The sequence below is a fragment of the Actinopolymorpha sp. NPDC004070 genome (assembly GCF_040610475.1).
Taxonomy (GTDB): Bacteria; Actinomycetota; Actinomycetes; order Propionibacteriales; family Actinopolymorphaceae; genus Actinopolymorpha.
On the sequence record NZ_JBEXMJ010000021.1, the window covers coordinates 22,166 to 41,311 of the forward strand.

15 protein-coding genes and 1 riboswitch are annotated in these 19,146 nt (G+C 70.6%); of the genes, 6 read left to right on the forward strand and 9 right to left on the reverse strand.

Going from position 1 to position 19,146, the window contains the following annotated elements; translation table 11 throughout:
* The first annotated feature begins 51 nt into the window (after positions 1-51).
* Complete coding sequence (locus ABZV93_RS27560) at positions 52-1,989, forward strand: multicopper oxidase domain-containing protein (protein WP_354941624.1); 1,938 nt, start codon at positions 52-54, stop codon at positions 1,987-1,989.
* A gap of 13 nt (positions 1,990-2,002) precedes the next feature.
* Here ABZV93_RS27560 and ABZV93_RS27565 read toward each other — a convergent pair whose 3' ends face one another.
* Positions 2,003-2,704, reverse strand: coding sequence for a DUF2267 domain-containing protein (locus ABZV93_RS27565; RefSeq protein WP_354941626.1), 702 nt, complete (start codon positions 2,702-2,704; stop codon positions 2,003-2,005).
* A 193-nt stretch (positions 2,705-2,897) separates the two neighbouring features.
* Positions 2,898-3,016: riboswitch (TPP riboswitch) on the forward strand.
* Positions 3,017-3,078: 62 nt separating this feature from the next.
* Positions 3,079-3,855, reverse strand: coding sequence for a DUF4118 domain-containing protein (locus ABZV93_RS27570; RefSeq protein WP_354941628.1), 777 nt, complete (start codon positions 3,853-3,855; stop codon positions 3,079-3,081).
* A 163-nt stretch (positions 3,856-4,018) separates the two neighbouring features.
* Here ABZV93_RS27570 and ABZV93_RS27575 point away from each other — a divergent pair, with 163 nt between their 5' ends.
* Together ABZV93_RS27575 and ABZV93_RS27580 are read left to right on the forward strand one after the other, a co-directional pair.
* A complete protein-coding gene (locus ABZV93_RS27575; RefSeq protein ID WP_354941630.1) occupies positions 4,019-5,122 on the forward strand; it encodes a Gfo/Idh/MocA family oxidoreductase in 1,104 nt (367 codons plus the stop codon).
* A gap of 141 nt (positions 5,123-5,263) precedes the next feature.
* Positions 5,264-6,385 (forward strand): Ku protein, encoded by a 1,122-nt coding sequence (locus tag ABZV93_RS27580; RefSeq protein WP_354941632.1) that lies wholly within the window; start codon positions 5,264-5,266, stop codon positions 6,383-6,385.
* A 75-nt stretch (positions 6,386-6,460) separates the two neighbouring features.
* Here ABZV93_RS27580 and ABZV93_RS27585 read toward each other — a convergent pair whose 3' ends face one another.
* Genes ABZV93_RS27585 through ABZV93_RS27605 form a run of 5 tightly spaced genes read right to left on the reverse strand, consistent with a single transcriptional unit; the run spans position 6,461 to position 11,143 of the window.
* Positions 6,461-6,994, reverse strand: a complete 534-nt coding sequence (locus tag ABZV93_RS27585) for a flavin reductase family protein (RefSeq protein ID WP_354941634.1) — start codon at positions 6,992-6,994, stop codon at positions 6,461-6,463.
* A 22-nt stretch (positions 6,995-7,016) separates the two neighbouring features.
* Complete coding sequence (locus ABZV93_RS27590; protein ID WP_354941636.1) at positions 7,017-8,387, reverse strand: LLM class flavin-dependent oxidoreductase; 1,371 nt, start codon at positions 8,385-8,387, stop codon at positions 7,017-7,019.
* Positions 8,384-9,169, reverse strand: a complete 786-nt coding sequence (locus ABZV93_RS27595; protein WP_354941638.1) for an ABC transporter ATP-binding protein — start codon at positions 9,167-9,169, stop codon at positions 8,384-8,386. Before ABZV93_RS27595 ends, ABZV93_RS27590 begins: the two co-directional genes overlap by 4 nt.
* Positions 9,145-9,987 carry an ABC transporter permease gene (locus tag ABZV93_RS27600; RefSeq protein WP_354941640.1) on the reverse strand — a complete coding sequence of 281 codons (843 nt, stop codon included), beginning with the start codon at positions 9,985-9,987 and terminating at the stop codon, positions 9,145-9,147. Before ABZV93_RS27600 ends, ABZV93_RS27595 begins: the two co-directional genes overlap by 25 nt.
* Positions 9,988-10,030: 43 nt before the next feature.
* Positions 10,031-11,143: an ABC transporter substrate-binding protein gene (locus ABZV93_RS27605; protein WP_354941642.1), complete on the reverse strand. Its 1,113-nt coding sequence runs from the start codon at positions 11,141-11,143 to the stop codon at positions 10,031-10,033.
* A 415-nt stretch (positions 11,144-11,558) separates the two neighbouring features.
* Between ABZV93_RS27605 and ABZV93_RS27610 the strand changes: the two genes are divergently transcribed.
* The 3 genes from ABZV93_RS27610 to ABZV93_RS27620 all read left to right on the forward strand — a co-directional run bounded on the left by ABZV93_RS27610 (position 11,559) and on the right by ABZV93_RS27620 (position 15,851).
* Positions 11,559-12,173, forward strand: coding sequence for an NAD(P)H-dependent oxidoreductase (locus tag ABZV93_RS27610; RefSeq protein ID WP_354941644.1), 615 nt, complete (start codon positions 11,559-11,561; stop codon positions 12,171-12,173).
* Between the two features lie 454 nt (positions 12,174-12,627).
* Complete coding sequence (locus ABZV93_RS27615) at positions 12,628-14,187, forward strand: alpha-L-arabinofuranosidase C-terminal domain-containing protein (RefSeq protein ID WP_354941646.1); 1,560 nt, start codon at positions 12,628-12,630, stop codon at positions 14,185-14,187.
* 92 nt (positions 14,188-14,279) lie between these two features.
* Positions 14,280-15,851, forward strand: a complete 1,572-nt coding sequence (locus ABZV93_RS27620; protein WP_354941648.1) for a N,N-dimethylformamidase beta subunit family domain-containing protein — start codon at positions 14,280-14,282, stop codon at positions 15,849-15,851.
* Between the two features lie 29 nt (positions 15,852-15,880).
* On the opposite strand, the gene ABZV93_RS27625 is transcribed toward ABZV93_RS27620, so the two are convergent.
* Both ABZV93_RS27625 and ABZV93_RS27630 read right to left on the reverse strand, forming a co-directional pair.
* Positions 15,881-16,264: an SHOCT domain-containing protein gene (locus tag ABZV93_RS27625; protein WP_354941650.1), complete on the reverse strand. Its 384-nt coding sequence runs from the start codon at positions 16,262-16,264 to the stop codon at positions 15,881-15,883.
* A gap of 74 nt (positions 16,265-16,338) precedes the next feature.
* Positions 16,339-18,987 (reverse strand): right-handed parallel beta-helix repeat-containing protein, encoded by a 2,649-nt coding sequence (locus ABZV93_RS27630; protein WP_354941652.1) that lies wholly within the window; start codon positions 18,985-18,987, stop codon positions 16,339-16,341.
* Between the last annotated feature and the right edge of the window lie 159 nt (positions 18,988-19,146).

Sequence of the window (19,146 nt, forward strand, 5' to 3'; positions counted from 1 at the left end):
CGAACCTGACCGCCCGTTTGCCGGGAGCGTGTCCGCGGGCACATTCCCGGCATGGTCACGCGTAGGCGTCTGCTGGCCAACGGTGCGGCCGCAGGTGCGTCGGTCTTCCTTCCCAGGTTGACGAACAGGGCGGCCGAACGGGGTGGTCAGCCGTGTCCCGCGCCGCCGCTGGATCCACTGTCGATACCGAAGTACACGACGTCGTTGGTGATTCCGCCCGCGATGCCCACCGTCACACCGCGGCGGCCGGACGGCGTGGACCACTACCTGATCGGTGTCCGGCAGTTCCGCCAGCATGTCCTGCCGCCGTGCCTGCCGTCCACCACGGTGTGGGGCTACGGCTCGGTCCGGGACCCGCGGACGTTCAACTACCCGTCGTACACCATCAACGCCCGGGTCGACCGGCCGGTGCAGGTCACCTGGGTCAACCAGCTCGTCGGCCGCGGCGGCAGGTATCTGCCCCACCTGCTGGCGGTCGACCCGACGTTGCACTGGGCGAATCCTCCCGGCGGCGTGGCCGGTCGCGACTCCATGCCCGAGTTCGAGTCCACGCCGGGCCCCTACGAGGGGCCGGTAGCGATCGTGACGCACCTGCACGGCGGGCACACCCGGCCGGACAGCGACGGCTATCCGGAGGCGTGGTACCTGCCGGTCGCGCGTGACATCCCGGCCGGTTTCGCCGGAGTGGGTACGTTCTACCGGCAGTACCGCGACAGCTTCGAGGAACGGTACGGCGTCAGGTGGCGTCCCGGCACCGCGACGTTCCGGTACGCCAACGACCAGCGGGCGGCCGCGTTGTGGTTCCACGACCACGCCCTAGGCATGACCCGGGTGAACGTCTACGCCGGCCCGGCGGGCTTCTACCTGTTGCGTGGCGGCGAGTCCGACCTGCCGCCGGGTGTGCTGCCGGGCCCGTCGCCCGCGCTCGGAGACCGGCCGGGCACGGCGTACCACGAGATCCCGATCGTGGTGCAGGACCGCTCGTTCGCCGCCGACGGCGCGCTGGCCTACCCCACGAGCCGGTTCGACTTCGACGGCTACCCCGGGCCGTACATCCCGGTGACGAACATCCCGCCGATCTGGAACCCGGAGGTGTTCGGTGACACGATCGTCGCGAACGGCCGCACCTGGCCGGTGCTCGAGGTGGAGCGCCGCAGGTATCGCCTGCGGCTGCTGAACGCGTGCGGGTCGCGAACTCTGATCCTGCGGATCGGGTGCCGCCGCGCCAGCGGTTCGGACGACGTGGCACTGCCGCTGTGGCTGATCGGCACCGACGGTGGCTTCCTGCCCCGGCCGGTGGTCTACGAGCACCTCCTCATGGCCCCTGCTCAGCGCCGGGACGTCATCGTCGACTTCTGCGACGTACCGGAGGGTACTGTTCTGTACCTGCGCAACGACGGACCCGATGAGCCGTACCGGGGCGGCCCGCCCGGATCGGACTTCGAACCGGCGGACCCGGAGACCACCGGCCAGGTGATGAAGTTCGTCGTCCGGGCGCGGGTGGGCAGGGACACCAGCGTGCCGCCCGAGGACCTCGTGCTGCCGCCGTGCCCACCGCTCGGGCCGGCGGTGAAGGTGCGCCCGCTCGCGCTCCTCGAACAGGAGTCCGAGCTGCCCGACGACGGGCCGGTCACCGCTCTGCTCGGAACCACCGGCCCGGACGGCACGCCGATCCCGCAGCGATGGTCGGCTCCGGTGACCGAGACGCCGAAGCTCGGGACGACCGAGATCTGGGAGTTCCGCAACGACACCGAAGACGCCCACCCCATCCACCTTCACCAGGTGCAGTTCCAGGTCGTCGGGCGCGGACCGGACGGCACCGTCCCGCCGTCTCGGGCCGAGAGCGGCTACATGGACACGGTGATCGCGCTTCCCGGGGACCTCACCCGGATCAGGGCACACTTCGACCTGCCGGGCAGGTACGTCTGGCACTGCCACATCGTCGAGCACGAGGACAACGAGATGATGCGGCCGTTCGTCGTACGCTGACCGGCCGCGGGTGTCACACCTCCCGGCCGGCGGCGAGCAGCAGCTGGTGCGCCCGGCGCGCGGCCCGCGCGGCCCGGTGGGAGGACGGCTCGTCGACGGGAACCTCCTCCATCCCGACGGCGAGCGCCCGGACCGCCTCGGTGAGTGCCTGCAGGTGGCCTTCGAGGTCTGCCAACCTGTCGTTGACAGCGGCGTCGGCACGGTTGCGCTGGCTGGGAACGCGTTCGCCCCCCTGCTCGCCCCGGTCGGGTGCCTGTCCGTGTGCCCGTCCGTCACCACCGGGCGCGCGGTCGGGGTCGGGTTCGAACAACGCCCGCAGGCGGACCGGCAGGTTGGCGAAGGTCGTGTCCAGCTGGCCGGGGGAGAACTGCTCGCGCATCGCCACGGTGACCGCGGCGGCCACCTGGTGCACGTCGGCGAGCGGGATCATCCCCTCGTGCGCGAAGCGTTCGGCGGTCTCCTCCGCGTCCGCCCTGGTCGGCACCCTGCTGGGCGACCACCCGTCGTAGAAGACGCCACGCAGCAGTTCCGGCAGCTGGGCGGCCAGGTGAGCGGCACTTTCCACCGTGAGCCGGTCCCGCAGACAGTGCAGCCACGTTCGCACCGCGCGGAAGGTGAACTCCGGGTCGTCACTGCCCAGCTCCTGCGCCACCGTGTGCAGCCAGGCATGGGTGGTGTTCTCCGCACGGGCCAGGGCGTGTGGGCGGATCGTCATCGTCGCCTCCGGGGAAACGTGCCGGCAGTGGAAGGTGGTATCCCTCCACGCTCGACGACCGTGCCCCGGCGAGCCAGGGGCGAACGGCCCGGCCGGACGGCCCGGTCGGCGGGATGTCCGGCGTACGGGCCAGTGGGGACCTTCTGCCCTACGTGGCCACCGGGCACGTGCGAGAGGTTGGCATCAAGGCCTGTGGAGCAAGCGAGGGAGCCCGAGAGGGCTGAGAGGCCCGGACGGTCGAGAGATCGTCTGGACGACCCCCAGCTACCTGATCCGGACAATGCCGGCGAAGGGAAATTGTTCTACAGGTCTCCAACTGTGCCCGTGGACGGTGGACGCCGCGGGTTACGCCGGGCGGTGTCCAGAGGTTTGCGTCACGATTGGGCGCTGGGCTTGGACAGCGCCGCACCGAGCTGGCTGGCGAGGGTGGCCGCCACCTGGCGCTGTTCCAGCGTCGGATGCACCACCTCGGTGGCCGCGACGAGCAGGAACCGACCGTGCACGACCCCGCCGCTGCGGACGACGAGCGCGGTCTCGGCGTCGGTGGGCAGGCCGTACCTGTCCACGTCCACCGGGCGGCCGTGCCGGGTCACGTGACCGTCGCTGTCCATCGTCGCCAGGCCGTCGCCGCCGTTCGCGCCGTTGGCACCGGTTCGGTCGAAGCGGCAGTCGTCGATCCGCAGGACCTCGGTGATCTGGTCGGCGACGTGCGAGGTGAGCGTGTCCGGCGACTCCCGTCCGGCGGCGACCGCCGCGGACGTACGGACCACACCGGACAGGTACCCCTCCTGCCGGCTGGCGCGCGCCTGCTGGCGGCGTCCCCAGTGGGCGATCTCGGAGACCGCGACGCCGACGATGACCAGGAGCACGGCGGTCTCCACGTCCTCCCGGTTGGCGATCGTGAGCTGGTGGTACGGCCGGGTGAGGAAGAAGTCGAACCACACGGCGCTGGAGACCGCGGCGACGACCCCGGCCCAGCGGACGCCGGTGGAGGCCGCGGCCACGATCAGCAGCACCAGGGCCAGGGCGACGTCGGTGTTGGCCACGCTCTCCCGGAACGGCGCCAGCGCCGCGCAGGCGACCAGCGGAAGCACGGCGGCCACGACGCCGACCCAGGTGCGGTGTGCCTGCAGGAACGACTCCGCGCGCATGGCTCCATCAAAGCGCCCACGCAACCTCCGCGTCGGCGCGTCGGCGACACCGGTGGGACGCGGGTAATCTGCCCCGTGTCGGGCGCCCGGACCGGGTTTCGAGGGGTTTCGCCGGTTTCGCTCTCGCCCGGCAGTGGGTTGCGCTGACGAAAGGGAGCAGGCGATGACCGGTGCGGCGACGTTCGGGGTCGTCGGCGGCGCCGGCTTCCGGGCGCAGTACTTCCTGCGCATCGCGCAGGCACTGCCCGAGCGGTTCCGGGTGGCCGGGCTGGTCGTGCGCGACCCCGACCGCGGCCGGGAGATGGAGCGCCGCTGGGACGTCCCGACGTTTCGTACCCTCGACGAGTTCCTGGCCCACACGCGGCCGGAGCTCCCCGACTTCATGGTGGTGTCGGTGCCCGCGGCCGCCGGTGCCGACTACATCCGCGACCTCGCCGGCCGCGGCGTACCCGTCCTGGCCGAGACCCCGCCCGCTCCCGACCTCGACGGGCTGCGCCGGTTGTACGCCGACCTCGCCGGCTCCGGCGCCCGGGTCCAGGTGGCCGAGCAGTACCACCTGCACCCGGTCAACCAGGCGCGGTCGGCGTTGATCGAGGAGGGGCGGCTGGGCCCGGTCACCCAGGCCACGGTGTCGTTCTCGCACCTGTACCACGCCGTCAGCCTGCTGCGGCTCTTCCTCCGCGCGGGGTACGACGACGCGGTGATCCGCGGCATGCGGTTCGAGTCGCCGTGGGTGGCCGGGCCGACCCGCGAGGGACCGCCGCGCGAGGACGTCCTGGTCACCTCCGAACGCGACCTCGCCTGGCTGGACTTCGGGGACCGGCTCGGCTGCTACGACTTCACCGCCAACCAGCACCGATCCTGGATCAGGTCCAATCACGTGTCGGTGCGGGGCCACCGCGGTGAGATCTTCGACCGGCGGGTCCGCGTCCAGGAGCCGTCCGGAACGCCGCTGGACTTCGAGCTAACCCGGGTCAACCGTGGGGAGTGGGAGAACGCCGAGGGCTACTTCCTGCAGGGCATCATGGCCGGCGACCGTTGGGTCTACCAGAACCCGTTCGCGCCGGCCAGGCTGTACGACGACGAGATCGCCATCGCGACCTGCCTGGCGAGGATGGCCGAGCACGCGGCCGGCGGCCCGGGCTTCTACGGGCTCGCCGAGGCCTGCCAGGACCACTACCTCGGCATGATGATCGCCCAAGCCGTACGCACCGGCGAGACCGTACGCACCGAGCGGCAGCCCTGGGCGCCCGCACCCGGGGGATAGCGCCCGCACCCAGGGGTACACGACCATCGACCCGACATCCCGCCCCGACATCCCGACCCGACATCCCGACCCGACATCCCACCCCGACATCCCACCCCGACATCCGACCTCGAACTCCACGCAGCACGTGAGGTGAACGACATGGCACGTCCGATTTGGAACGGATCGCTGAGCTTCGGGCTGGTAAACGTCCCGGTGAGGCTGCTGAGCGCGACCGAACAGAAGGACGTGTCCTTCCACCAGCGAGAGGCCGGCTCGAACGCCCGGGTGCGCTACAAGCGCGTGGCGGAGGGCACCGACCGCGAGGTCGAGTACAAGGACGTGGTGAAGGGGTACGAGCTGCCCGGGGACAAGTTCGTCACGCTGACCCAGGAGGAGGTCGACTCGGCCAGCCTGGGCAGGTCCCGGTCGCTGGAGATCTCCGACTTCGTCGACCTCGCCGAGATCGACCCCGTCTACTACGAGAAGAGCTACTACCTCGCGCCACGGGAGGAGAGCGCGCACGAGGCGTACGCCCTGCTGCGCGACGCGATGGAGCAGTCCGGCCTGGCCGGGGTGGGCTCGTTCGTGATGCGCGGCAAGGAGTACCTCGCGGTGATCCGGCCCTGGAAGCAGGTGCTGGTGCTGGAGACGTTGCTGTTCGCCGACGAGGTGCGCGACCCGCAGGAGGTGGTCGGCACCCTGCCCTCGAGCAGCCGCGGCAACTCGCGCGAGGTCAAGGCCGCCGTCAACCTGATCGAGCAGCTCACCACGCCGTGGAAGCCGGAGCAGTACCACGACTCCTACCGCGAACGCCTGCTGTCCATCGTGAAGGACAAGGCCAAGGGCAAGGAGATCGAGGTCGAGGAGTACGAGCCGGAGGAGAGTAACGTCGTCGACCTGATGGACGCGTTGCGCCGCAGCGTCGAGGAGGCCAGGAGCGGCCGGTCCGGGCGCGCGGGCTCCGGAGGCTCGGGCGGGGCTGCGAAGAAGGCCGCGAAGTCTGGTGCCGCGAAGTCGTCGACGGCGAAGAAGGCCGCGAAGTCGGCCGGTGCGAAGAAGACCGCCAAGTCGGCCGGTGCCAGGAAGGCCGCGAAGTCCGGTGCCGGCGGCTCGGGTACGCGGAAGGCGGCGGGCAACGGCTCGGGTGGGCGCTCCAGGTCGGCCGACGTCGCCGAGCTCAGCAAGCAGGACCTGTACGACCGGGCCACCAAGCTCGGCATCGAGGGCCGGTCGAAGATGACCAGGGCCCAACTGCAGAAGGCGGTTCAGAAGGCCTCCTGAGAGCCGGACACCTGCGCACCTGCGCCCCGCCCGTGGTCGGCCACGGGCGGGGCGTTCGGGTGCTCCGAAGGTGTCTCAGCCTGGAGCGGACGTCGTTGTCGTCGGCCCCACCGTGGCGTACGTCCCGGCGTGGTAGACCAGCGGCGCGTGCTGCCTGGTGGCCGCCGCGGTGACCTCGGCGACCACGAGGTGGTGGTCCCCGACCGGGTAGCGGTAGTCGATCCGCCCGCGCAGGTGGCCCGCGGCCTCGTCCAGCACCGGCTCGCCGGTGTGCAGCCGCGACCACCTTGTGGGACTGGCGAAACGGTCGATCCCGCTGGTCGCGAACCTCGCCGCGAGCCTGTGGTCGTGCGCCCCGACGAAGTTGACCACCACACTTTCCGCCGCGGCGATGGTGGGCCAGCTCGACGCGTTGGTGGACAGGGCGAACGACACCAGCGGCGGGTCGAGGGAGATCGACGCCAGCGACGTCGCGGTGAAGCCCACCGGGCCGAAGCCGGCGTCCGCGGTGACGATGACGACGCCCGCGGCGTACCGGCGGAAGACCGCGCGGTAGAGGTCGGGGGTGATGCCGGTGGGTGCTTCCAGAGCTTCCAGGTACGTGGTCATCAGATCCTCCGTGGACACCGGCTCAGGCGCCGAGCAGGTCGAGGTGGTGGACGTGGTCGCCGCTCCTGGCGAAGGTGCTGGCCGGGCGGTCCAGTCCGTAGTGGTCGCGCAGCGTCGTGCCGGTGTACTCGGTACGGAAGAGCCCGCGCCGGCGCAGGATGGGCACCACGTGGTCGACGAACTCCGACAGTCCGCTCGGCAGCACCGCCGGCATCACGTTGAACCCGTCCGCCGCACCGCCCGCGTGCCAGTCCGCGAGCGCGTCGGCCACCTGTTCGGGCGTACCGCTGAACGTCCGGTGCCCGCGGCCGCCGCCGAGCCGCCCGATCAGCTGCCGTACGGTCAGCCGCTCCCGGCGGGCCAGGGTCACGATGAGGGTGTAGCGGCTCTTGGCGCCCTCGATCTCGTCCTCCTCCGGCAGGTCCGCGGGTAGCTCCCGGTCCAGCGGCAGGTCCTCCGGGTCGACCCGGAGGGTGCGGGCCAGCTGCGCCCGGGCGTACTCCGGCACGATCAACTGGTCCAGTTCCTCCTCCCGGGCCCGGGCCTCGGCCTCGGTCGCCCCAAGCACGGGCACGATGCCCGGAAGGATCTTCACCCCGTCCGGGTCGCGGCCGGCCCGGGCCACCCGGGCCTTCAGGTCGGCGTAGAACGCCTGCGCGTCGGCGAGGGTCTGCTGCGCGGTGAACACCGCCTCGGCGTACTCCGCGGCGAGGTCCTTGCCGTCCTCGGACGACCCGGCCTGGACGAGGACCGGATGTGCCTGCGGCGAGCGGGGCACGTTGAGCGGCCCGCGTACGCGGAAGTACGGGCCGGCGTGGTCGACGCGGTGGACGCGCGACGCGTCCGCCCACACCCCGCTCTCCTTGTCGGCGAGGGCCGCGTCGTCGTCCCAGCTGTCCCACAGCCGCCGGGCGACCTCCAGGAACTCAGCCGCCCGCGCGTAACGGTCGCGGTGGCTCGGCAGCTCGTCGAGGCCGAAGTTGCGGGCGGCGTCCACCGACGCGGTGGTGACGACGTTCCAGCCCGCGCGGCCGCCGCTCACGTGGTCGACCGAGGCGAACCTGCGGGCCAGGTTGTACGGGTCGTTGTACGTGGTGGACGCGGTGGCGATCAGGCCGATGCGTTCGGTGGCGGCCGCGATCGCGGTGAGCAGGACGGTCGGCTCCAGCGACCCCGACGGCCGCCGGCCCACGTCGCCGAACAGCGCGGGGCTGTCGGCGAAGAAGACCGAGTCGAAGGTGCCGCGCTCGGCGATCCGGGCCAGCTCGCGGTAGTGCTCGACGTCGGTGTTGGCGTAGGGGTTGCTCTCCGGCAGTCGCCACGACGCCTCGTGGTGGCCTGTGCTCATCAAGAACGCGTTCAGGTGCAGGGGTTTGCGGGTGGGCGTACTCATGCGGAGACCTCTTCGGGTCGGCGGGAGGAAACCTCGGGCTGGGCGGTCTGCAAGCCGCCGTTGACGATGCCCAGATGGGCGAGCAGGCGGGAACGGAGCTCGGCGAAGCGTGGGTCGGACGGGTCGCGCGGCGCGTCGATCGCCACCTCGACCTCGGTGTCGACCCGGCCCTCTGTGAGCACCAGCACCCGGTCCGCGAGAGCGATTGCCTCGTCGACGTCGTGGGTGACCAGCAGCACCGCGGGTCGATGCCGCTCGCACAGCTGGCGGAGCAGGCCGTGCATGCGGATCCGGGTGAGAGCGTCCAGGCTGCCGAACGGTTCGTCGGCCAGCAGCAGCTCCGGCTCGCGCACCAGTGAGCGGGCCAGTGCGACCCGCTGTTGTTCACCGCCGGACAGCTGGTTGGGCCAGGCGTGCTCCCGGCCGGCCAGCCCGACCTCGGCCAGGCTCTCCCGGCCCCTGTCGTCGGTGCCCGGTCCGGACAGGCCGAGCGTCACGTTGTCAAGGACGCGTTGCCACGGCAGCAGGCGGGAGTCCTGGAAGACCACAGAGACGTTTCGTGGCACCTCGACCTGGCCGGTGCCCTCGACGTCGTGGTCCAGCCCGGCCAGTGCGCGGAGCAACGTGCTCTTGCCCGAGCCGCTGCGCCCCAGCAGGGCGACGAACTCTCCCGGCGCGATCGCCAGGTCCAGGTGGTCGAGGATGGTACGGTCGTCGAAGCTCCGGACGAGTGAGTCGACGCGCACCGCGGGCTCGGTCAGTCGGCCAGCGTACGTCGCCATGTCAGCGCCTTCCTCTGCACGAGTCGGACGGCGCCGTCGGAGGCCAGCCCGAGAATTCCGTAGACCACCAGGCCGACGACGATGATGTCGGTCTGGCCGTAGGTGCGGGCCAGCTCCATCATGTAGCCGATTCCGCTGGTGGCGTTGATCTGTTCCACGACCACCAGGGCCAGCCAGGCGCCCACCACGGCGAAGCGCAACCCGAGCAGGAAGCCCGGGAGCGCACCGGGGAGGACGACCTTGCGGACGAACTGCCAGCGGCCAAGGCCGACCGTCTGCGCGAGCTCGACGTACCGGCTGTCGATGGTGCGCAGGCCGTTGTGGGTGTGGATGTAGACCGGAACGAGTACGCCGAGGGTGATGGTGACGACCTTCATCGTCTCCCCGATGCCGAACCACAGGATCAGCAGCGGCAACAGGGCCAGCGACGGTATCGCGCGCTTGATCTGGATCGGGCCGTCGATCAGTGCCTCGCCCAGCCGGCTCAGGCCGGAGGCCAGCGCGAGCACGGTGCCGACCGCGATTCCGATGGCCAGGCCGAGGAAGGCCCGCTGGGCGGAGACGGCCAGGTTGGCCGGCAGCCGGCCGTCGTTCACCAGGTCGATGGTCGTGATCACCACCGTCCAGGGAGCGGACAGGATCCGTGGGTCGATCAGGCCGGTCGCCGAGCCGGCCGACCACACGGCGAGCAGCAGCAGCGGGCCGACGGCGGATCCGAACCGGAGGGGCCGTCCCGGGCCGAGCCGGCGAGCACGCCGGACCGGCGCGGTGGTGGTCGCCCGCGCCGGTATCCGGACGGGCGGTGCGGTGGTGGTCATCGGTTCGTCAGCCCCCTCGTCGATGTCGTGGCTGTCCCGGTGGTCATGGCGCTTCGTTCTTGATGGCGTCGGCGGCGACCGGCGCGAACCGCTGGTCGAAGAGGTCCGCGGCCTTCAGCTTCGGCTTGTCGGTCTCGCGGGCGAGCAGGTCGATGGTCTGTTGCTGGCGGGCGATCGCGGACTTCCAGTCGGCGGGGATGTCGGGGTGGCCGGACGTCTTCACCAGCCACCTCCCGTCCTCCTCGGACAGGCCCTGGTCCTTCACGTAGTAGCCGGCGATCCACTCCTGCGGGTGCTTGTCCATCCAGATCTGGGCGCGGGCCCAGTACTGCACGTACGCACGGATCGCGGCCGCCTTCGCCGGGTCCTCCAGCGTTGAGACCTGGGTGTAGAGGTGGCCGGGATCGTCGCGCAGCCCGTGCGGGATCGTGGTGCCGCCGTCCTTGGCGTACTTGCTGAGATACCGCTTGATGGCCACGCCGCCGATCGGCGCGACGTCGACCTGCTTGCCGGCAAGGGCGTTGGGGTAGACGTCACCGGTGCTCGGCAGCTCCACCAGGGTCACGTCGGACTTCGTGAGCCCGGCCTTGTGCAGGACGCGGAGGACCAGCGCGCCCTGTGCCTGGCCGGGGCTGTAGGCAATCTTCTTCCCGCGTAGGTCCGCCAGCGAGCGCACCTTCACTCCTGGTGCGATGCCGAGCTGGTAGATCGGGTGGTGAACGGGGTCCACGCGGAACTTCGCGGCGACGATCCGTACGTGCAGCCCGGTCCAGGTCGCGTGGATCGGCGGGATGTCGGCGACGGAGCCGACGTCGAGGGCGCCGGCGCGGAAGGCCTCGGTGGTCTGCGGGCCGCCGCTGATGTTGGCCCACTTCACCTTGAACGGCAGCTTGTCGATCTGCCCGGACAGCTCCAGGGCCTTCTGTGTGGTGGGGTCGCCGATGGTGAGCGTCGTCCCCTTGGGCACCGAGGTCGGCAGCGGTGCGTTCAGCGCCAGCTTCTTGCCGGACCCGTCGGAGCCGCTCGCGCCTCCGGTGTCATCGGTGCCATTGGAGTCGGCCTTGCTCAGGCCGCATCCGGTCAGCAGGACGAGACCGGTGAGGAGGGCGAGACCGGCACGCAGGGTGCGGCGGGTACGCGGGACAGGCGAGGACATGGCAGAACTCCTTGCGGTGTGGGGATCCAGCCGGTCGCGGACACGACGGATCCGGACGCGGCGGGGAAGCGGTGGGGTGATTCGGCGATGAATCACCCGGCCGGGACGGTCGGCCGGGACGGGCCCACAGGTCCTGGGCGGCCGGGATCACCGTGCCGGACGCCTGCGAGGGCAGGCGAGACGCGGATGAGACGGTGCGCGATGGTGCGGGGAGAGAAGGGCTCGCCGAGCGAACCCGTCCGGACGTCAGCGACAGGTCGCGCTGGCGACGTGCATCAGATCGATCTCACGCCGTTGGGTGAGGAGGAGTGCTGCCCACATGACAATCACCATAGCGACTAATTCCTACTGGATTACTATGGTATCCGAAACCTGAGACGACTTGTTCTCGTACCGAGACCACCGCGGAGGACCCATGACCCCCTCACCCGTCGCCGGCCCGGCCGCCCACCCGCTCCCGGAGCGGACATCGGTGGAGGCCCGCGACCCAGCCGCGTCCGTGGTCGCCCTGATCGGCAACCCGCGCCGGAACTCCCGTACCCGCGAGCTGACCGAACACCTCGCCTCCCGGCTGGTGGAGGATCTCGGCCTGCCCGGCACGGCCCTGCAGGTGGTCGACCTGGCGGAGTTCGGCGGCGCGGTCCTCGACGGCGGCCCGGCGGTCGACGAGGCGCTGGCGACGGTCACCTCCGCCTCGGTGCTGGTGGTGGCCACGCCCGTGTACAAGGCGAGCTACACCGGGCTGCTCAAGTCGTTCCTCGACCGCCTCGGCGGCGGCGCCCTGCGTGGGGTGGCGGCGGTGCCGATGACCGTGGCGGGCGCCGCGATCCACCGGCTGGTCGCCGACGTCCACCTGCGTCCGCTGCTGGTGGAGCTGGGTGCGAGCACACCCACCCGGGCCTTCGCGGTCGAGGAGGCGGTGCTGGCCGACCCGGCCGCGACGGTGGAGGAGTGGGTACGCGCCGAGGCGCCGACCCTCACGAGGCTGCTCCGCCCGGTCGAGAGTACGGCGCTTGCCGCCGCTCGCTGACAATGCGAGGTTGACGAGGTGTGCGAGGCCGGTCTGCTCGGCACCGCGGAGAGCCTGGTGACTTCCCACGCCGGGTCACCGTCGGCTGACGGACCCTCGGCTCTGCGCACCCGGGCTCGGGGGTGCGGACACTGGGAGACACCGGCGCGGGTGCCGCGGTGGCACGGCCGTACGTCCGGGGCGGTCGTGGTCCGGAGGTGTCGATGAGTTCGGGCGAAGAGTCGGGTGAACGCCCGGGCCCGCGCTCGGACGAACGCCGGACCGAGCTTCCGGACCAGCGTTCGGAAGCTCCGAAGGCCGACCGGACGTCGGAGCCGGACCGGCCGACCGCGCCTGAGGAGTCGGCCTCGCCATCCCCGCAGGCGAGGAAGGCGAGCGTGAGGACGGTCCGGCGGTGCCGGAGACGGCCACGACCAAGGAGTAATCATCAGATGTCTAGTCGATAGGCTGCACCATGCCTACGCGACGCACCGCCCGCGCCGTTGTCAACGTCGACCTGCCCGGGCCCCAGATCAGCAGACATCTCTACGGGCACTTCGCCGAGCATCTCGGCCGCTGCGTCTACGGCGGCTTCTACGTCGGGCCGGACTCCGCCATCCCCAACGAGGCGGGCATCCGTCTCGACGTGGTGGAGGCGCTGCGCGCGCTGAACATCCCCAACCTGCGGTGGCCCGGCGGCTGTTTCGCCGACGAGTACCACTGGAAGGACGGCATCGGCCCCAAGGACCAGCGGCCGGCGATGGTCAACACCAACTGGGGCGACGTCGAGGAGAACAACCACTTCGGCACGCACGAGTTCATGGCACTGTGTGAGTTGCTCGGTGCGGAGCCGTACGTCAACGGCAACGTCGGCAGCGGCACCGTCCGCGAGATGAGCGAATGGGTGGAGTACCTCACCCGCGACGGCGACAGCCCGATGGTGCGCCTGCGCAAGGAGAACGGACGCGAGGCCCCGTGGCGGGTGCCGTTCTGGGGAATCGGCAACGAGGCCTGGGGTTGCGGCGGCAACATGCGGGCCGAGCACTACGCCGACCTCGCCCGCCGGTACGCCACGTACTGCCGCGACCAGGCCGGCAACAAGCTCTACCGGATCGCCGCCGGCGCCCACGACCGCGACTACGCCTGGACCGAGGCGCTGATGAAGGCGCTCAACCCGCTGGGCTGCACCAACCGGCCGCGGGGTTATTACCAGGGCGTCTCGCTGCACTACTACACGCTGGCCGGGCCGTGGCACGCCAAGGGAAGCGCCACCGACTTCAGCGAGGACGACTACTACCGCACGCTCGCCGCCGCCCGCGCGATGGACGAGATCATCGCCGGGCACTCCCGGGTGATGGACTGCTACGACGCGGGCGCCCAGGTCGGCCTGGTGGTCGACGAGTGGGGCACCTGGTGGGACGTCGAGCCCGGCACCAATCCGGGCTTCCTGTTCCAGCAGAACACTCTGCGCGACGCGCTGGTCGCCAGCGTGACGTTCGACATCTTCCACCAGCACGCCCGCCGGGTGGTGATGGCCAACATCGCGCAGACCGTCAACGTGTTGCAGGCGATGTTGCTCACCGACGGGAACCAACTCGTCCGCACTCCGACCTACCACGTGTTCGAGATGAACAAGGGGCACCAGGACGCCCACAACCTTCCGGTACACCTGTCGACGGAGGGGACGTCACGGGCGTACGGCGAGGGCGAGCCGGCGGGCGAGCTCGAGACGGTGTCGGTGTCGGCGAGCGTCAAGGACGGCGACCTGCTGGTGTCGTTGACGAACCTCGACGCCACCGAGTCCGTCACTGTCAACTTCGACCTGCGGGGCGGCTCCGTCGCCGAGCTGACCGGCCGGATCCTCACCTCCTCCGCGCTCAACGGTCACAACCGCCCCGGGGAGCCGGACGCCGTGGTACCGACAACGTTCGACGGCTTCACCGTGGCCGACCGGGACGCCGGCGCGTTCGGTGTCGGTGTGACGGTCGAGGTGCCGCCGCACTCGTTCGTCACGCTCGCCGGACGAATTGGCTGACCCTGTTCGGCCGACGGGTGAGCACCGCGCGGAGTGGGTATCGACGCGATGAGTGATCTTCGGGTGGTGGCTGGCGAGCGGGGGCGGCTTCGGTGGCTGTGCGGTGTCGGCGAACCGGACGGGCCGTTGCCTGGCTGACGCTCGCCCTCGCCCTGGTGACGACGGGGTGTTCGGGACCGGGCGGCGCCCCGGCCGCCCCGAAGGCCTCGCCGTTGCTCACCCGGAACGCCTCGGCGAAGCCCACCCCCGCGCGCCCCGCGGTCGAGGTGGAGAACTCCCGGCGCGGCACGACGCAATGGAAGCTTGACAGGAAGGGACCGAACGCGGCGATCGAGGGGTACGCCGACAAGGTCGCGGTCCGTTCGGGCGAACCGTTCCGGCTGTTCGTCTCCACGACGGCCGACGGCTACCGGGCCGTGGCGTACAGGATCGGATGGTACGGCGGCACCGGCGGCCGGGAGGTGTGGCGGTCGCCGGCGATGGGAGGGCGCCGGCAACCGAAGCCGGTGGTGACGCGCCCGCTCAACACCGTGACCGCCGCGGCGTGGTCACCGTCCATGACGGTCCGGACGACCGGATGGCCGGAGGGCGACTATCTGGTCAAGCTGACCTCGACCGCGGGGTACGAGCGCTACGTCCCCGTCACGGTCCGCTCCACCGACACGCACGGGAAGGCGGTGCTGGTCAACGCCGTCACCACCTGGCAGGCCTACAACCTGTGGGGCGGCTACGACCTCTATCAGGGACCGACCGGGTTCGCGGACCGGTCGCGGGCGGTGAGTTTCGACCGGCCCTACGACGATGCCGGCATCTCGCGCTTCCTGACCACCGAGCGGGCCGCGGTCGTGTTCGCGGAGCGGATGAAGCTCCCGCTCGCCTACATCACCGACGTGGAGCTCTCGACGCGGCCGGGCCTGCTCGCCGGTGCGCGGGCGATCATCAGCCTCGGACACGACGAGTACTGGTCGAAGGCGATGCGGGACAACGCGATCCGGGCCCGTGACGCCGGCACCAACCTCGCGTTCCTGGGCGCGAACGCCGTCTACCGGCACATCCGTTTCGCCAGTACGCCGCACGGTCCGAACCGGTTGGTGGTCTGCTACAAGTCCGTCTCGGAGGACCCGATGCGGCGCCGGGATTCGACCGAGACGACCCAGGACTGGCGGCTGCCACCGAACCCACGTCCGGAGAGCGAACTCACCGGCCTGGCCTACGACTGTTTCCCGGCCGACGCCGCGTTCGTGGTCGTCAACCCGAAGAACTGGTTGTTCGCCGGGACCGGCGTACGGAAGGGAACGCGGTTCGCGAGCCTCGTGGGCGTGGAGTCCGACCGGCTGGACCTCAGCTATCCGACCCCACGGCCGATCGAGATCCTCTCCAACTCGCCCGTCCAGTGCGGTACCAAGGGAAGTACCTGGGCCAACTCCTCCTACTACACCGATGACTCGGGAGCGGGTGTGTTCGACACCGGCACCATGCGATGGGTTCCGGCGCTGGCACGCTCCAGGCGCTTCGACGCCCGCACCTGGCGGTTCGTCGAACGTGTCACAGCCAACCTGCTCAGGGTGTTCGCGGCGGGCCCGGCCAGACACAGACACCCCGCCCACGACAACGCCGACAAGTACACACACGGGGGCGGCCGGTGGGGAAGCCCGCCGGACTGAACCCTGCGATCACCCGCCGCCGCGCCAGGTCAGGTGAGGATCTTCGACTTCGCCTGCTGGAACTCCGCCTCGGAGATGTCGCCGTGGTCGCGTAGCTGGGCGAGCTTGCTCAGCTCGTCAGCCTGGCTCGGCACCCGCGCCGTCGTGCGTACGTACTCCTGGACCGCCTGTTCCTGCTTCTGGGCACGGGCCAGCTCGCGCTCGTTCATCGAGCTGCCGCGCGCGATGAGATACACGAACACGCCGAGGAACGGCAGGACGATGACGAACAGCGTCCAGCCCGCCTTTGCCCAGCCGCCCATGTCGTGGCTGCGGAAGATGTCGCTGATCACCTTCACCAGCAGGAAGATCCACAGGATCCACAGGAACAGCCAGAACATGGTGAGGAATACGTTGAGAAGTGGGTAATCCATGACGTTCCCCCGAACGTGACCCGTGCGCGCACGGCTCCTTCCATGGTAGGCATCCGTGCGCGCTTTCGGGTATGTCAACTGATCTGCAGGTGGTCGATGTGCTCGCGCTGGCCGGCGGAGATGTCCACCGCCGGCCCGCCGGCTCCGGTGACCGTGTTGTCGCGTACTTCCAGCCGGGCCAGGTCGGCGAGTTTGGTCCCGATCGGCGTCGGTCCGCCGACCCAGATTCCGGCGTACGGCGTCCGCCGGATCGTGTTGCCGGCAAGGAGAACGTCCGCACTGGTACGGCCGCGCTGCAGGCTGTGCACCGCGATCGCGCCCGGGGTGTGGGAGAGCCGGCCCGTGCTGGTGTCGGAGAGGTCGTTGCCGGTTACCTCCACCCGTCCGGGCGGGAAGTTGCCGCAGCGGGAGTAGAGGTAGACCCCGGCGAGGTAGCTCCGGGACACCACGTTGTCGGCGACGCTCACGTGGTCGCCGCCGATGAGCGCCACTCCGGCACCTTCGGAGGTGGTGGTCACCTGGTTGCCGGAGATCCGGACGTACTGCGGCGCGCACGCGATGCTGCCGAGCCAGCCGAGGAAGATTCCGTGGTCGCGTGCTCCGGTCACGGTGCACCTGTCAACGAACACTTGACGGCTGGCGGCGATCTCGATCCCGTGGGTTCCGGCTCGATCCACGCGGGTGCGGCGTACGGCGACCGAACGCGAGGAGTCCACCAGGACACCCGGCCCGCTGGAGCCGACGACCGTCACGTCCTCGACCACCGAGTCGCGGACCGCGGACAGTTCCACCAGGGCGCGGTTGTGACGAAGCGGCGGACGGACGGGCAGTTCGAGCCGAACGCCGGTGAGGGCGGCCCGCTCACAGTCGACGAACCGGATGCCCTGGTGGTTGGCACTGGTGAACACCAGCACCGAGTCCTCTCCCGCGCCCTCGACGCGGATGTCGTCGCGGCCCGCGACCAGCAGGTGGTGGCGGATCTGCGTGTCCGGGTAGGCGTCCCGGCCGGCCGCAGGGCGCAGGACGTAGCGGCCTGCCGGTATCCGCAGCACTCCGCCGGAGGACGGAAGGCTGCGCAGGGCGCGTTCGAACGCGGGCAGGTCGTTGACCCGGCCGTTGCCGAGGGCGCCGAACCGCCGCACGTCGGCGACCGGCGTAGCAGGCGTGACCTTGGGCCCGCTCGGTGGCTGTGACCAGCCGCTCTCGTCCGCGGCCACCCGGAAGCCGTGGTAGGCGTCGCGGTAGCGAGGTTGGTCCTCGACGACGGTGAACCCGTCGAAGTCTCCGTGGACCGTGCCGGTCACCGAAGGCGACGTGCTCACCTCGTTGTCCGCGGTGGTGACGTGGGTGAGAGTTCCCTCGACGGACACGCTCGCCGTGCCGGTGTCCAGGATCTCGTTCCCCGCTAGGCGAATCCGGTCCGCGGTCGCGGTCTGGACGAACCGGATGCCGGTGCCGAGGGGTCGTTCCACGATGTTGCGGTCGACCACGACGTCGGTGCCGTCGAAGGGCCGCCACCCCTCGATCCCGAACGTCATCCCGTGGACGCCGGAGCCGGCGATCCGGTTCCGCTCGATGCGCATCCCGCGAACCTCGTCGCGTACGCTGATCGCACCCTGGTAGCCGCCGGTTCCGTAACGGTAGAAGGCATTGTCCTCCCGCTGGGCGAGGTTCGTGCGGACCAGGGTGTTGTCCTGTGCGGCCGCGTCGTACAGCGGTGCGTCCGGCGCGCCCTCGAAGATGCCGACGTCGGTGTAGATGCCGGCCTCCACCTGCGCCTCGACCCAGTTGTGGTCGATCCGCTGCCGCGAACCGCCGAAGGTCAGGCCGCGTCCCCAGCCCACGAAGACGACTGTGTTGTAGGCGAACCGCACGTCGCCGATCTTGGCGGGGTCCGGGGTTTCCGCGGTGTTGGTGAAGTTGGCGAGCGCGTCGTCGTTGGCGTTCTCCACGTAGTTGTACGCACCGACCGAGCGGGTGGCGCCCTGGAAGTGGATCGCGTCGGAGGCGGTGTTGCGGACCACGCAGTCCACCACCCACTTGTCCCGCCCGCCGGGGATCCAGATGCCGGGCTGACCGCCGTCGACGTGCACACCGAGGAACTGCGCGCCCTCACCGCCGTCCATGACGATCGCGTACCACGGCCGGCCGTCGCGCATCTGCGACAGCGGTGTCCAGGTGAGCGAGAGTGCCCGCAAGGACACGTTGACGACGTTCGGGAACGCCCATGCCTGGGTGAAGGTGTACCTCGGCGCGTAGTCGTTCGGACCCGCGATCCCGGGTTGCTCGAACACCACGACCGACGACTCGCCCTCGCCGACGAAGTGGATGTTGGTGAGGTCCCGCAGCCAGTAGTGCGGCGTCGGGGGAGGCGGCGGCTGGAAGAGGTAGCGGCCCGGTGGCAGGTACACGACGCCGCCGCCCTTCGCCTGCAGGGCGTCGACGGCGGCGTCGAACGCGGCCCGGTCCGACGTACGCCCGTCACCGCGTGCTCCGTGGTCGCGGACGTTCTCCACCGGCATCGACTCGTAGTCGATCCGCGGCATGCCTTCCAGACCGGGCCGGTCGTACCAGGAAGGGGGCAGGTTGCGGATGGCCGGCGGTGCCGCCGACGCCGGTCCGGCGGGCAGCACCCCTGCTGCCGCCGCGGCGAATCCGGTGCCTACCAGGCCGGCATCTCGCAGGAGTTCCCGGCGTGTACGCCACGGACGGTGCGGGTCCATGAGTGTCTCCCCGAAGCGGTGGCCGGCCGGGCGCGTGCCGGCCGGTCTGGCGACGTGCGGTGCTCGGGAAGCTAGTGAAGCGGCATACCGGGGTCAATCGGTATGAACCAGTCAGGCCGTCCGTTCCGGACAAGGTTGTATGCGGTCAGCGCCGGGTGG